Origin of the sequence: Nitrosospira sp. NRS527, from assembly GCF_018406445.1 — a bacterium.
Lineage (GTDB): Bacteria > Pseudomonadota > Gammaproteobacteria > Burkholderiales > Nitrosomonadaceae > Nitrosospira > Nitrosospira briensis.
In genome coordinates this window covers 1,568,212-1,582,745 of sequence record NZ_AP024515.1, presented here as the reverse complement: position 1 = coordinate 1,582,745, position 14,534 = coordinate 1,568,212, and the positions used below count along the sequence as shown (strand labels likewise).

Below are 14,534 nucleotides of genomic sequence, written 5' to 3'. Positions count from 1 at the left end.
AAATCTGGAAGTCTTTCACCGAAGTCCTTATCATGGCATCTCGCTTATGGTCCAGTAGGCATCGATCGAACGCATGACTTCGACGAATTGCCGATAATCGACCGGCTTGGCCATATAGCCTGCCACCCCCATGTTGAAGCTGTTCACTTTATCCTGTTGTTCCTCCGATGTAGTCAATACTACTACCGGAATACGCCTTAAATAGTCATCACTTTTCACCACGTGCAGAAACTCAATCCCGTTCATGATAGGCATGTTCAGGTCAAGCAAGATGATGCATGGTTTTTCGCTTTCCGGATCTCGAAGATAGCTTACCGCTTCCTCCCCGTTCTCCACATGTACGAGCCGATTCGTTACGTGGATTTCCTTGAGCGCGCGTATAACCGTCATGGTATCCACTTGATCGTCTTCCACCAGGAGAATGGGTTTGTTAGTTACTTTCACGCTGCTGTTCCTTTAGTTGAGTTATCAATTGATGAAGTTTGGGGTAAGGTGAAGAAAAATGTGCTGCCCTTACCCATTGTGGACTCTACCCAGACGCTACCGCCATACATTTCCACAATTTTTTTCACCAGGGCCAAGCCGACGCCGGTGCTTTCTATACGGTCCCGAGGTGCGAGCGTCTGGAATAGTTGAAAAATCCTTTCGAAATGGCGTGATTCGATACCGGGGCCGTTGTCGACGACGCTGAACTTCCACTGCTCGCCTTCAGCGATACAGGTGATGCGAATCTCGCCCCGGGGCTTATCCATGTATTTAATGGCGTTTGAAATTAAGTTCTGAAGTATTTGCTGTATACGGGTCGGCTCTATGACTACGGTGGGCAAGTGATTTTCTACAGTAATATTGATATTCGGCGGGGGGGCAAGAAGCTCAATCACATCCTCCACTACCTCACCGACATCCACCGCGACCGGTGTCTCTCTTACCCGGCCTACGCGAGAATATTGCAAAATGCCATCGATCAAGTTTCCCATGCGGTGTACTCTACTGACAAGAAGGCGCATATGCTCTCTGCCTTCGTCATCGAATTTGTCCACATAATCGGTGGAAAGCCAATCCGCCAATGCACCTATGGCCCGCAGCGGCGCCTTTAGATCGTGAGAGACTACGTAGGCGAAGCTTTTCAGTTCTTCATTGGCGCTTTCCAGGTCGGCCATTAAACTGGCTTTTTGCTCCTCCACGAGCTTGCGCTCGCTGATGTCGCGCAAAATGACCACGAACATGCGGCGCTCCCCCCCCTGCATTTCGACTACGGCAATGTCCAATGGGAACGTTGCGCCATTCCTGCGCAGCCCTGCCACTTCAGTAGTCACACCAAGCGCTTTGGAACCTGTTTTCAAGTAATTTTCAAGATAATCGATGTGCCGACCCTGACCCTGATCCTGCTGTGGGAATAGCAACTCGATATTTTGCCCGATAATCTCGCTCTCCGGGTAACCAAAAATCCTCTCGGCAGCGGGATTGAAGGTTCTGATCACGCCCTGTTCATCAACCGATGTAACGCCGACGATCAGGTTGTTCAGTAAGGCGCGGGTATGGGCTTCGCTGTCGCGAACCTGACCGATGGTATCTACCAGGCTGTCCCGCATTTCCTTCAGCGCTTGCATGAGCTGGCCGATTTCATCTTTCGATCGGACCTGGATTTCCTGCCTTAAATTGCCTGCGGCCACACTCCGCGCAATGCTCACTACGTCTTCCAGTGGACGGAAAATGGCGCGGATGAAAACGAGGCTGAACAATGCAGCCAGCACCAGGGCCAGAACTATCGACGCAACGAGGATATTGCGAATGGTTTGGTAGCGTTTTTGTTCCTGCGTATATTTTATTTTGGTCTCATCAATTTGCAGCAAGACAAGTGCGTCAATGGTTTCGCCCACAGACGGATAGAGAGGGCGGATTTTTTCGACCAGAATCCGGTTCGCTTCGCCGATTTTATTTGCACGTAAAGCGGCTACTGCCGGCAAGATGCCTTCGGAGACATATTTCTTGTGGTCTAAAGCGAATTTATTGGCCAGCTTACTTTCCATCGGGGTCAAGTTTGTCGCAATGTAAGCCTCCCAGGTTCTGGTAATCGTCCCAATATTTTTCTCGACCATTGCCGTTTTGGTCTCGATAATCTCGGGCGTCGGCATGACCAGAGCCGACGTGATGGCGAGCCGATTGTGCAGCAGAAGCGACTCGATATGCGTCACCTGGCTCAGAGGGATGGCCCTGTCATGATAGACGGTTTTCAGGCCGCCTATCGCGCTGCTCATACCAAACAAGCCAACTACTTGAATTCCTAATACAAAGATCAGCAGGAAGGAAAGAATGAAGATCAAGCGCGATTTGATGGTCAGGTTCTTAAACATATTGACCCGGATTACTCAAAATGGAAAACATCTTATCTTTCGTCTTGTACCAAAGACTTTGATATTACCTGTATGAGCCGAAAGTGAAAAATATCTTTTAATTTAATTTGACAATGCCTCGTCGTTCAGCGGTATCGGCGGGCTGAGCAGATCCAAAAAATTATTATTTTGATGAAGAAGCGAATAGCCTCCAAATCTCAAACATCGTTTAAATAGCCCATTAATCGGCTTGCACCGACTCAAGCTGTAGCTGTCCATCAACCGTCACCCCTACCACACGGCCTATTGAGCGACGATCGCCGATATGTACAATTCCATTAGCTCTTCGCACCTCGATACACAGTCATTGTTCGTACACATTCGCCCTTTCTATTGCGGTATCCGTAACACCTCGCAATTCAATCGTTTTTGAAGGAGGTAACAATCATGAAACTCAAAGCCTTATTTGCAGGAGGTCTTCTGGCGGCGGCAGTAGCCGTTCCCGCTGCCGCTGATCAGGTATTTTACCAAGCCAAGCTTGATGGCCCCAGCGAGGCTCCGCCTAATGCTTCTCCCGGTACCGGTATGGCAATGGTCAGCATAGACACCGATCTTCGCACAATGCACATTCATGAAAGCTTTAGCGGGCTCATGGCAGATACCACAGTTTCACATATCCATTGCTGCACCACTGTACCAAACAGCGGCACCGCAGGCGTGGCAACCGCAATCCCCACATTTCCGGATTTTCCGTCGGGTGTGAGGGAGGGCGTCTATGACCATACCTTTGATATGAAGGATGCATCGAATTATAACCCTGCTTTCGTCGCGGCCAATGGAAATAACGTTGATGGTGCATTCAGCGCACTGCTGACAGGGCTGAATACTGGCGGCGCCTATTCAAATATCCATAGCACCATGTTTCCAATGGGCGAGATACGCGGTTTCCTTGCACCCGTACCCGAACCCGAGACCTATGCGATGCTACTTGCCGGTCTTGCCATAATAAGCGCGGTCGCACGCCGCCGTCGTGTTTGACCCGAACTCGTACTTCAGCAACATACTGACAGGGGGCCTTCGTGCCCCTTGTTTTTTTGCATCATCAAGCCTGACTTCATGCTCGTCTACGATATTGGTCCTTGTCGGGTGGCATTGCGCCGGCTCGACCAATTAGAGATTACTGGATTCCTGCAGGCTTTTAATAAGCGGTGGCGTTCGTCGTCCGAGAGAAATCTTACACGACCCGGTGTGGTGTGCCTTGGGCCACTATCCAATATTGCCGAGTCCGTAAAATCCTTGGGGCAGCGGAAGCGTACAATGCGATAAAACGGAGAACAGAAGCAAACAGAGAATCCCAACTCGTACGCTAATATCAAACATTGAGCGCCCGCTTCGAGAAGAATAAACCACCCATTCCGCGTTTGTATGAACGCACATATTTCACCCATCCCCACTAGATAATGCTTTCAATTTTGGCTCTAACCATCAAGAAAACCATCACGCTGTTCGTGCTGATGGGGCCTGTTTCCATGATCCCGGTTTTTCTCGCCGCTACGGAGGGTTTTGATTTACGCAGCAAGGGCCGCTTTGCCAGGACTATCGGGTTGAGCGTCACGGTGGCGTTGCTGGTGGCAACATTTCTGGGGATGCCTATTTTAGGATTGCTCGGCGTATCGCTGGGGGCAATGCAGGTTGGCGGAGGAGTTATCGTCTTATTGCTGGCAATAGCAATGGTTCTTGGGAAAGAATCAACCTTCAAGGGATCGCCCAGTATTGCTAATGAAGATGGGGTTCAGGAAGCCGCAATCGTTCCTCTGGCTGTGCCACTGCTAGCCGGTCCGGCGGCATTCAGCTATGTCATGGGAAATAGTGCATGGCATACCTCTGCCGATCTGATTCATGTGGTGGTGCCTATCCTTATCGTAGGTATCGTGTGCTGGATAACTTTTTATATGGCTTGTCAGGCGGAAAAGAAGATTCGTCAATCCACTTTGGATGTAATACAGCGCGTCGGAGGATTCATCCTTGCGGCGATGGCCATAGAAATGATGGCCACCGGATTACGTGGACTGTTTCCGATGCTTGCTCCAGCGTAGTGTCAAAATTCTTATTGGATAAGAGCCTCGAATGCTGCGTGTCATGACTACATCTTCTTTGAAGCTGCCGGTTATCGCCGTGCTGATTTTGGTGCTATCCACGTTTGCAGGATGCAGCCTAGTCCGTTTTGGTTATAACCAGGCAAATCATTTGACTTACTGGTGGCTTGACCGGTTTGTCGATTTCAACGATGTGCAGAAACCGCGAGCCCGTGAAGCACTCGCGAAATGGTTTGCCTGGCATCGGCGTGCGCACTTGCCTGGGTACGCCAATTTACTTGCAAACTCGCAGAATCTCGTACTGGAAGATATTACGGCCGAGCGTACATGTGGTTTGTGGACTGACTTGCGCGGATTTATGGACAGCGCTTTCGATCGTGCCCTGCCAATGACGGCTGAAATAATGTTAACGCTGACGCCACAGCAGATACAGAATATAGAGCTGCGATACGCCGAAATTAATGAGGAGTTTCGCGACGAACACCTTCAGGGCGATGCGTCGCGGCGTCTCAAGAAATCGATCAAGCGCACAGCTGAGCGAGCTGAATTCTTCTACGGTAACCTCGACAACGCGCAACAAGAGCTTATTACGCGGTGGGTGACACTCTCACCCTATGAAGTCAATATCTGGAATACCGAGCGCCATCGGCGCCAGCAAGATCTTGTGCAGCTACTGCGGCGGTTGAACGCGGATAAGTCGAGCCAGGATAAGGCACAAATGGCGCTCCGGGCTTATGTGGAACGTATTTATAGCTCGCCGAGTGATGACTACAGGAAGTACGCAGAGCAAGTGTGGGTTTATAACTGCGCCTTTGTGGCAAATCTCCATAACACGACGACCGCAGCACAGCGAAAACATGCCATGAAGAAACTCAAAGACTGGGAGTCCGAGATTCGCGTGCTTGTATCGTCTGCAGAAACAGTCGGGCTCGGCCCATCCTTTCCACTCGGCCCATCCTTTCCATGAGGTCATAAAGTTTTGCCGGGTCGGATCTTCACCTCCGTAAAATGTAAATATCTCTAACTCATGAATTAATTTGCTTGCGGCCCAAGCAAAATGACGCTGACTTGCTTCCCCAGGGTCTTTAGCAGCAATTTGTAGGTATCCAGATCGAACTTCATGGCGGAGCGGACATTCAGCATCTCATCCAGATCGCATTCGTTGTCCACTGTTCCCAGGTGGCACCAGTAGTTAAAGACATGCAGTTGCGCGCGTCCGGACGATTTGCAGTATTCGCGAATGCCGATCTGTCCCGGATAAGGCCATGACTTGAGCCTGAGCGGAATCAGCGCCTGTTTCAGCCGCAGAAAATGCAGCTCAGGCGCCTCTCTGCCGGCGCAGACTCCGTTGCAGCGTTTGAGCTGATGGGAAAAACAGGCCCCATGCCCTTTTTCCAGGCCTACGAGCCGGGGACACAGCCTGTTTTCCCGGATAATTTCGCGTAGCGCATCGACCGCCTTCGTTTTCGAGCGGAACAGTCCATACAAATGTTCGAACACTTCTGGGCAGATGTCCTCTTCCGTTACGATATTGACCAGCGGGATCTTGCCCGGCCCATCGGCCACCGCCAGGGAAAAGAGCGTGCAGGAACGTCGCAGCCGTTTGTTGTGTATCGGCTGGTGTTCCTTGATCAATCTTGATTCCAGGAGAAGGGCCCCCAGCTCTCCGGCTGTTTCCGTCCATTCGACCCGCTCGACCTCCTGAGCAATGCGCATATCGCCGGAAGAGGCATGATCATTGCTGAAATGGGACATCACCCGGGATCTTAGCGTAACGCTCTTGCCGATATAGAGCGGAAGGTCATTTTTGCCGTAGAAGAAATAGACGCCGGGGCTGTCGGGAATACGGTCAACCACCGCCGCATCCAGTCTTGCCGGTAGGCTGGGATCTTTCAGCAGCGCACTGGCCGCGTCAAGCAACTGCCTTGAACCCAGTTCGCGCCGGGCTACCTCCAAATAGGCCACCACCAGTTCCACATCACCCATCGCCCGGTGGCGCACATCGGTATGGAGCCCATGACGCTGCACAATGGCATCAAGCCCGTGACCCTTGTGTTGGGGATAGAGCTTGCGCGAGAGCCGGACGGTGCATAGCACCCGATGCTGGAGCAGGGCGCCTATGCGCCGGTATTCGTTCTTGAGGAAACCGTAGTCGAAGCGCACATTATGCGCGGCCAGCACCGCCCCCTCAAGAAAACTGTAGAGTTTGTGCGCGACTTCTTCAAATGACGGCGCATCCTGCACCATTCCATTGCTGATGCCGGTCAGGCGAGTGATGAAAGGTGGAATGGGCATGCCTGGATTGACCAGCGTTTCCCAGCGGTCGCTTTCCATCCCCTCTTCGAAGCGGATGAGCGCAATTTCGATAATGCGGTCATGCAGGGGCGTGGTGCCCGTGGTTTCCAGGTCAAGAATGACGTAGGGGAAAGGAAGCACCGCTAATAATACCCAAGCGCAGGGGCGGCCGAGGAAGAGAAATGATCCATTTTATCCACCATTGACTACTGCTTTAAGGGTGGTTCTAAGGGTCAACAGTCCGATGTGTTAATTCCCTACCTAGCTTCTTCCAGTGACTCTGACTTATCGTAAGGGTTTCAATCGTTTCGTATAGTTGCTGCATGTTACCATTTTGGTTTGCCGTGGTGCAGGATTGTAAATTAGAGGCTTGAGATATAGTCAGCTCACTAAATATTGATTTTCAAGTCCTCAGCAGGTTGGCCCCTTCGCGGCAGAGCTTGCGCCACCCGCCCAACGTGGTCATGCCATAGGCACTGTCATGAGCGGCTTGGTCATCGGCATCCTGTTGGCACGAACGTTCTCTGGGCTGATCGCCGAATATTTTGGCTGGCGTTCGTTTTTTGTCGCTTCAATTGTGATCATGTTGTGTGAAAACACAGCTATAGCTTATTTCCATGGGTGCTTTTACCATTCCCGAGCACGAGATAATTGAATGTCGAGCGTTCTGGTGCGTCAATTTTTTCAAGCGTGGTTTATTTCTGCGTTTTGACACAGCCTCGGCCAAGAGCGGCCCTTGCAGCCAGATTTCTCTCAGAGTGTTCATTCAGACAGACCCAGCTCTATTTCGTTGAAGCTTTTTTCTATATCAGCCGTAACTTTGGTGGATCTCTGAATTTCGAGTCGGTAGATGCATTCCCAGACACCACTGACAATCTAGTTAGCTGGAACGTAAGGGCATTAATTTCATCCACACTAAGGCTCAGACTCTCTGCAATTTCACGGCGCCCTTGCTTTCGGCTATGTAGGATGTCCAGCACTTTCGTCAGCAGTTGCGAAGTTTCTCGCTCCATTGGCTCCGGCTCATTAGTGCGGTAGCCGCTTTTGGCAATCTCTATACACAGGCTGCGGTAATTCCACTCGCTGACTAACCCTAGCGAATTAAATCGATATGCCAGCGCGGCCAGCGATACCCCCCAATAGTGCTTAAGCTTCATCAGGTACTTGATGGTGTAGGCGGGCGGCTGGTTAGCGGCCACGCTTTCCTTGGGCATCAGAAAGGCTGCGGCAAATGCGTCGGCCTGTCGCTCTATTTCAGGACCGTGGGCCTGGCCGTGCTGCATGGTGTATACGTCGCGCACCAGGTGGCCGAGCTCATGCGCCGTATCGAAACGGCTGCGCTCAGCGGATTTGATGGTATTAAGGAAGACAAAGGGCTTTCCTTCGTACCACGTGCAGAAAGCATCCACCTCTCGGGTTTCCTCGGTCAAGGAAAAGACGCGTATGCCTTTGGACTCCAGCAAGTGAATCATGTTAGGAATGGGAGCATTGCCCAAGCCCCACACACGGCGTAGCGTGGCCGCAGCCTCTTCAGGTTCAAGGTCGCTCAGATCGGGCAAGTCTGCCTGTGGCAGGCTGAACCGTTCCTCGACCCATTGGTTGACCTTGAAGGCAATGGCACCAGCCGCAAAGGTGCAGGCCTTCATTGCATCTGTCATTTTTGAGAGTTTGCGAAAACTTACCGCATGCTCTTTTATCTCTGGCATGTCCTCGTCAATAAAAAAAAACTGCTGAGGAAAATGCAGCAGTTTTGCAATTTTTGCCAGAGTTTCTAGATCAGGAGCGGATGCTCCAGTTTCGTAGTTTTGCAGGCTACGGCTGGTGACACCCAACTCCTTGGCTAACTGCGCTTTGGTTAAGCGCCTTCGCACCCTGGCAAATGTGATTTGCTTGGGGTTGATTTCGGACATGGTTACTTACTCAAAAGGTGCCTGTCTTAGGCTCTACATCTACAGTAGCAGGGGCGTTGGGTTCGTCCTTTCGAATCGTGAAGTCAGCAGGATTGTTGGGGATACTGCCCAAGACAAGACGCTCTTCCCATTCGGTGATTTTCTTATTGTCGAAACCGGTCGGCAAGGACAGTTCAAAGCGAACCTCCTTGAGCGCCTTGTCGTAGTGGTAGAGCAATACCCAAACCTGGGTTTCTTTCTTATTTTCTTTGGCGAGCTTAAACGATTTGCGATTGAATAGTTCAAGCTGGATATTTTTTTGAACGAAATTTTCAGCGACCGCACCTTTCTCGGCTTGATTGGTGGGATCCTCAAAGCCATTTTTGCCAGTTTCGATGTTGCCGGTCATCACCACAATGGAAATGGCACGATCAGGCGAACTGATAAAGGGGCAGTTCTGTTGCTCATGGATGTGCCATTGGACTGTCGCCAACAAGGTACGCAGGTCCTCCACGGTTTTGAACCATTGCTGCACACCACCCGCGGTCGGAGCTGAAGCACGTGTGACTTCATTACGCCCACCGAGTCCGCCCATGATAGCATCGCGAAACAGAGATATCTTCAGGTCCGGATGCAGTTCCCGCAGTCGTGCTTCCACGTGCGCAGGATCATCGATGATCGTTGCTCGGCGAGCGAGAGCGTTGGAGGCAGTTAGCTTAAAGTTCCGCATGGCACTTTCCTTTCAAATTTCCGGAAAGTATACCTCATGTTGAGGTTCAAAAACAGGAAATATCAACTAACCTCAAGGCGCACAGACGAGGAAATTCTTACCAGTAATTCGAACTTGGGTTTGCGCGCTGCCGCCCGCACCAGCGGATACCGTCAAGTGGCCAGACTGCAAATGCAGCCGAGCACATCTACCGACGTCGACACGCTGCAACACCATCATCACAACAGCGAGACCAAACTTCTGCTTGGGTCGAGGCTGTGTCAAAACGCAGAAATGAACCACGCTTGAAAAAATTGACGCACCAGAACGCTCGACATTCAATTATCTCGTGCTCGGGAATGGTAAGAGCACCCATGGAAATAAGCTATAGCCGTGTTTTCACACAGCCTCAGCGAAAGGCAGCGTATTCGCTTCCCTGGCTTTGTCGCGCGCCATAGCCAGCGTGACGATGGGGTAGACGCCAAACCCGATCTTGAACTGTTTTGTGCCGGTCTTGTAACGATAGAGCCAGTTTTTGCGTGTCTCGCGGATACGCAAGTAGAGGCCGTCGCCATCGGCAATCAAGTATTCTTTGCCACGTGGCACGGCGGTGCGGATCTTTAAGTCGGTCAGGAATCCCATCGTGTGTACCCCTAAGAAAAAAATCAAGGTACATCCAGTCTAGGGTACACATTAGGTACACGCAATGTTGGGATTTGTTGAGACCCGTGTAGAACATCATGGGTTAGGTTTTTGTTATAACCTTATGATTTACAACAGTATTTGGTGCTACCTGGACCTGTTTGGAACAAGCGATTGGTGCCCGGAGCCGGAATCGAACCGGCATGGGCGATTAAGCCCGAGGGATTTTAAGTCCCTTGTGTCTACCAATTTCACCATCCGGGCAATTGATCTTATTCATTATTTTCAGACAAAGTTCGGTTGACTTCCCTGCGTCCGGCAATAAAGCAATGCAAAAGGAAAGTCTTCAGCTGAAAACGGGGTTGATTTTATCACACCCAAAAATCATTGTATCGACTGGGTTTGCTTCAACTACATCCAGAAAATGATCCTCTCGGCTACCGTTTCAAGTGTTGATTTTATCGGTTGCCTTGAGTATGAATTAGAGCCTTACCTTGCGCGTTCCTCCCGCGTAGCAAAATCAAGCCTCCTACTCCACCAGTTTAGCTCGCAAGTCAACATTATCCTTACACACCTAGTCTGATAGGTGTACCCCAAAGTCCAATAGTCATTATCTTCGAAGCCCACGCCCGTGGGGATGTTTCTTAATCTGGCCGACGCTCTCTGCTTTCCGTGGAGGTTGTTTCTGAAGGAGATAATGCGCCCGGCACTTGACCATCCCGTCAGATGGCCGGCCACGCGGCAACCGTTATTAGCGTTGGGCTCAGCAAGGCCCAATAAATTAACGCAGGAACCGGGAAACACCTTACATTAAAACTTTGCTATAGCTAAAGCGTATTACACACCTCTGATGGCCAATCCAAAAACCGACTTCCTCGGGCTTTTATTGCCCTGCGTATACTGTTTTTTAAGGTCCCAGATAGGTTGCCAGATTGGTTGCCAGTCCGTATGCTACCCAACCAGTCCAGTATAAAAGAATAGAGTTGTAACAAAATAATAAAATCTTCTCCATGGTCTGCACCTCTTTCTTCTCCACGGTCTGCACCTCTTTCTTCTCCACGGTCTGCACCTCTTTCTTCTCCATGGTCTGCCCGTTCTTCTGAAGGTCGATCAAAACGTCATTATTTTGATTTTTCTTCTCCATGGTCTGCCCCTCCTTCTGAGGTCGATCAAAACGTCATCATTTTGATTTTTCCCAATTGCATCTGTGCGTTACATCGCATAAACCACGCACCGAGCTCAGGAATAGGCAGGCATATCGGCTGCTTCTAAAAAATAGGGAATTGCTAAAGGCCATCCATTGCCGCCTCAAAACCATCCTTAATATCGCTCCTTTTATCACTCCTTTTTGAATTTTTCAGCACGCAAGCAGACCGTCTTTGCAATAAGCATCAAGCAATTATCGTACCCAAGACCCATGGAGCATACTTTTTCATGCGGGCACTTACTCGAGATTGCCGAACCAGATGCCGCCGGTGCAACCGGCGATACCAGATGGCTTTATCTCCCCATTCATTTTTTTTATATTTTCTGCAAAATTATTTGCCATTTGCCAATAATTTACTGCCCAGTAGATGAATACCGGGCGGGGAACCGCCAAGAGCAGGCATCGAATCAAAATTGGGAATAAACGATTTGTTGTAATTCTCGCCCGCATTTTCTCCTGTTGACGCATCTCTTGTAATTCTCGTCTATATTTCTTCTATCAGTCTTACGCTTGCACCGCATGCTCGGATCCCAACGGCTCAACCGGTGACTGAGCAATCAGCCACCTATGAATCGGCAGTTGACCTTGCCGTTGTCGGCGAGTTCTGCAATAGCTGGCTCTTTACCGTTTTTGGCTAATATTTCCGGGGAGGTTGCATGAAAAAATATCTCATCAACTGGGTTGTGTTCGTCGCTTTAGCCGTTTGGTCTTCTTATCCGGCACTGGCCGACACGGCTGCGAATTCAGCTATCGGCCATAGCAAGGCCCCGATTTTTTCAAACAAGGAAAAAATCGTCTTTAATCTGGAAACGGACTTTGTTGATTTATGGAAGCACCGCGCACCCGCCAACGCAGAGGTGCCAGAGGAAATAAAAGAGTTTGAAACGCCCGGACGCCTGACTTGGGAAGACAGGACCGGCAAGCATGATCTTCCGGTACTCGTGCAATTGCGAGGCAACACCAGCCAGTCTGAATTGCAGTGCCCTTTCCCAAAAATGACCCTAAATTTTGAAAAAGATCGGGCGACAGACGAAAGAGTCTCGAAAGGGACGCTGTTCGATGGTCTGAAGTCTATCGGAATTGGCACGCATTGTGGCGGCAAACCCGGCGCTTCGGTGCGATTCCGCCGCGTGTGGGGAGGGCAGTCCCCGCATCGGGAAGCCCTGGTATATAAAGCACAGGAACTCCTTTCCATCCCAGGTTATCAAGCTTCAGCGACAACCTTCAGCTATATCGACCGCAACACCGGCAGGGGACCGGTGGAGCCGCAGCCCAGCGGATTTGCCGTGAACCGCCCGATGCCCGCTTTTTTTCTGGAGAATATCAATACTTTTGTGAAGTATGCGGATGGGAAGGAAATTCGGTCCGCAGACTCCCGCTTTAAAGATCCGGACAAGCCATACATTTTCACGAGCATTGTCGATGCTCCAAGAGATGCGCGTGCTGCCGGTTCGGTGATCGGTCCTATTGATCCTAAAGCTATCATCCGTATCATGTTGTTCCAGGCTCTGGTCGGAAATTACGATTGGCATTTGCGTATTTCTCGTGATGATTCCGATGACTCCGGTAGCCTCTGGAATATTAAAGTTGTCGAAGCCGACCATAAGTGGATCGTTTTTCCTTATGATTATGATTTGGCCGCATGGGTGAAGTTGGATAACTCTCCTCCGGAATTGCCCAGTTTCGATAACAATTTTTACAAGCCGGCAGATATTTCCGTGGTCGTGGCCGAGTTCAAGGAAAAACGCTCTGGTATCGAGGCTCTGGTGGATAATTTAGCCAACGAAGATCAAAGTGGAGCAAGAAGCATAAAAGAACAGATCAAATCTTTTTACAATGCGTTGGATAGAAATTTTCGGTAATTAACCCTAGCCAGTAAAAAAATATTTCTGTTGCGACTAAAGTTTTGCACAGGACGCCCGTTGACTCAGACTCGGCGTTAAAAAAAGCACCGTCAGGATTTCAGCACTATTGCCGTTCCGCTCGGCCCGGAAATACCGGGCTGTCAAATATCCATGTAGGAAAATTTCCTACATGGATCCCCAGCAGTTTCCTACACGTAAATCGGATGGATTCGGGTTTTTCCGCATCGTGCAACCCTGCACAATTCAGGCATTACAACGATGGAGGAAAAATGAAAGCTTACGAACTGACATCCGAAATCAAGGAGCTCAACCTGACCTACCTGATGCTGGCCCAGCAGATGGTCATCGCGGATAAGGATATGGCGATCTTCCGGTTGGGGATAAGCAAGGATATCGCTGAAATACTGGAGGTTTTGACACCCGGACAGATACTCAAGCTCTCCAATTCCAATATGATGCTGTGCCGTATACGTTTCGATGACAGCCTGATCTTCGGCATGCTTGCCAATTACAGTAAAGGCAAGACCATGGCCCAGTCCCATGCGGCGATTCTGTTGGCAGGTCAGCCTGTAGAAGAAATTTCCTGACATCGGTTCGATTCCTGGCATCAGGAAAATTCCCCGATCGAACATATTTCCCGAATTACCGGATACTGGACATTGGAGCGTCATCATGCGTAAAAAGAGCGTCATATCGGAAGCCCGCGAGATTCAGGCCTCAATCGAGATGATCGACCTGGGTGCGCGCCTGCAATTGCTGGAGAGCGAAACCAGCCTGAGCCGGGAGCGTCTTATCAAGCTCTACAAGGAATTGAAAGGCGTTTCCCCTCCTAAAGGGATGCTGCCCTTTTCCGCCGACTGGTTTCTGACCTGGCAGCCCAACATTCACTCTTCCGTATTTGCCGATATTTACCGCTACCTGATCACGCATGCCGATTGCCGTGGTATCAAAGCCATCATCAAAAGCTACAAACTCTACCTGGAGCATTGCGAGATAAGCGAAATGGAACCGGTGTTGAGCCTGACTCGTGCCTGGACACTGGTGCGCTTCTTCGAGGGAAATATTCTGCAAACCGCGCCGTGCATGCAGTGCAGCGGACACTTCGTCGTACATGCCAATGACCTTCATCACCGCTACGTGTGCGGATTATGCAACACGCCGTCACGCGCCGGCAAAACCAATAAACCACGGGCGCAAATGTTCACTGAGGTGCTCGCCTAGCAGGCTGCCGGGCGATTGAAGAATCGCAGCAAAAAATGAACCGGCCAGCCGATTTCCTTTAAGTTCGACAGGCTGCTGCCGGCCAACCTCCCGGCGTCATCGATCCGGGAGGTTCTTTCCCCTTCTGGTTGGAATCTTTTCTTTCCCGACACTTCTCTCTCGTTTCTCTCCCCGTTTTTCGCTACTTCCTCTCCTAAAGTTTACCGGGTTCCGGCCGTTACAAAGGTGGGGTATTTCAGTGGAATTGCCGTTGCTCCAATGCTGGTGAATCAGGCTG

At 50.5% G+C, this 14,534-nt stretch carries 15 protein-coding genes and 1 tRNA gene; 6 read left to right on the top strand and 10 right to left on the bottom strand.

The window, feature by feature from the left end; genetic code table 11:
- Nucleotides 1–30: 30 nt before the first annotated feature.
- Together KJS40_RS07080 and KJS40_RS07075 are read right to left on the bottom strand one after the other, a co-directional pair.
- Nucleotides 31–444, bottom strand: coding sequence for a response regulator (locus tag KJS40_RS07080; RefSeq protein WP_025039781.1), 414 nt, complete (start codon nucleotides 442–444; stop codon nucleotides 31–33).
- Nucleotides 441–2,354, bottom strand: coding sequence for a Tar ligand binding domain-containing protein (locus KJS40_RS07075; protein WP_213539619.1), 1,914 nt, complete (start codon nucleotides 2,352–2,354; stop codon nucleotides 441–443). The genes KJS40_RS07080 and KJS40_RS07075 overlap by 4 nt, the downstream gene beginning before the upstream one ends.
- 426 nt (nucleotides 2,355–2,780) lie before the next feature.
- On the opposite strand from KJS40_RS07075, the gene KJS40_RS15265 reads away from it, so the two are divergent.
- The 3 genes from KJS40_RS15265 (at nucleotide 2,781) to KJS40_RS07060 (ending at nucleotide 5,396) form a co-directional block, all read left to right on the top strand.
- Nucleotides 2,781–3,371 carry a CHRD domain-containing protein gene (locus KJS40_RS15265; RefSeq protein ID WP_244859743.1) on the top strand — a complete coding sequence of 197 codons (591 nt, stop codon included), beginning with the start codon at nucleotides 2,781–2,783 and terminating at the stop codon, nucleotides 3,369–3,371.
- 422 nt (nucleotides 3,372–3,793) lie between these two features.
- The gene (locus KJS40_RS07065) at nucleotides 3,794–4,429 is read left to right on the top strand and encodes a MarC family protein (RefSeq protein ID WP_025039778.1); all 636 of its coding nucleotides are present in this window, start codon (nucleotides 3,794–3,796) and stop codon (nucleotides 4,427–4,429) included.
- Between the two features lie 43 nt (nucleotides 4,430–4,472).
- A complete protein-coding gene (locus KJS40_RS07060; RefSeq protein WP_213539618.1) occupies nucleotides 4,473–5,396 on the top strand; it encodes a DUF6279 family lipoprotein in 924 nt (307 codons plus the stop codon).
- Between the two features lie 65 nt (nucleotides 5,397–5,461).
- On the opposite strand, the gene KJS40_RS07055 is transcribed toward KJS40_RS07060, so the two are convergent.
- The 8 genes from KJS40_RS07055 to KJS40_RS07020 form a co-directional block, all read right to left on the bottom strand.
- Complete coding sequence (locus KJS40_RS07055; protein ID WP_213539617.1) at nucleotides 5,462–6,865, bottom strand: exonuclease domain-containing protein; 1,404 nt, start codon at nucleotides 6,863–6,865, stop codon at nucleotides 5,462–5,464.
- Between the two features lie 321 nt (nucleotides 6,866–7,186).
- Nucleotides 7,187–7,309: a hypothetical protein gene (locus KJS40_RS15465; RefSeq protein WP_280520253.1), complete on the bottom strand. Its 123-nt coding sequence runs from the start codon at nucleotides 7,307–7,309 to the stop codon at nucleotides 7,187–7,189.
- A 218-nt stretch (nucleotides 7,310–7,527) separates the two neighbouring features.
- Nucleotides 7,528–8,634: an XRE family transcriptional regulator gene (locus tag KJS40_RS07045; RefSeq protein WP_213539616.1), complete on the bottom strand. Its 1,107-nt coding sequence runs from the start codon at nucleotides 8,632–8,634 to the stop codon at nucleotides 7,528–7,530.
- Between the two features lie 10 nt (nucleotides 8,635–8,644).
- A complete protein-coding gene (locus KJS40_RS07040) occupies nucleotides 8,645–9,271 on the bottom strand; it encodes a hypothetical protein (protein ID WP_213539615.1) in 627 nt (208 codons plus the stop codon).
- Between the two features lie 450 nt (nucleotides 9,272–9,721).
- Complete coding sequence (locus KJS40_RS07035; RefSeq protein ID WP_213539614.1) at nucleotides 9,722–9,991, bottom strand: Arm DNA-binding domain-containing protein; 270 nt, start codon at nucleotides 9,989–9,991, stop codon at nucleotides 9,722–9,724.
- A 148-nt stretch (nucleotides 9,992–10,139) separates the two neighbouring features.
- A tRNA-Leu gene (locus KJS40_RS07030) sits at nucleotides 10,140–10,228 on the bottom strand.
- Nucleotides 10,229–10,871: 643 nt separating this feature from the next.
- Complete coding sequence (locus KJS40_RS07025) at nucleotides 10,872–11,108, bottom strand: hypothetical protein (protein ID WP_213539613.1); 237 nt, start codon at nucleotides 11,106–11,108, stop codon at nucleotides 10,872–10,874.
- Nucleotides 11,109–11,408: 300 nt separating this feature from the next.
- Nucleotides 11,409–11,639, bottom strand: coding sequence for a hypothetical protein (locus tag KJS40_RS07020; protein ID WP_213539612.1), 231 nt, complete (start codon nucleotides 11,637–11,639; stop codon nucleotides 11,409–11,411).
- Between the two features lie 188 nt (nucleotides 11,640–11,827).
- Between KJS40_RS07020 and KJS40_RS07015 the strand changes: the two genes are divergently transcribed.
- The 3 genes from KJS40_RS07015 to flhC all read left to right on the top strand — a co-directional run bounded on the left by KJS40_RS07015 (nucleotide 11,828) and on the right by flhC (nucleotide 14,257).
- The gene (locus KJS40_RS07015) at nucleotides 11,828–13,033 is read left to right on the top strand and encodes a hypothetical protein (RefSeq protein WP_213539611.1); all 1,206 of its coding nucleotides are present in this window, start codon (nucleotides 11,828–11,830) and stop codon (nucleotides 13,031–13,033) included.
- A gap of 272 nt (nucleotides 13,034–13,305) precedes the next feature.
- Entirely contained in the window at nucleotides 13,306–13,623 is a 318-nt protein-coding gene (flhD, locus tag KJS40_RS07010; protein ID WP_107729427.1) for a flagellar transcriptional regulator FlhD, read from the top strand.
- Between the two features lie 85 nt (nucleotides 13,624–13,708).
- Nucleotides 13,709–14,257, top strand: coding sequence for a flagellar transcriptional regulator FlhC (flhC, locus tag KJS40_RS07005; protein ID WP_213539610.1), 549 nt, complete (start codon nucleotides 13,709–13,711; stop codon nucleotides 14,255–14,257).
- Nucleotides 14,258–14,534: the final 277 nt, after the last annotated feature.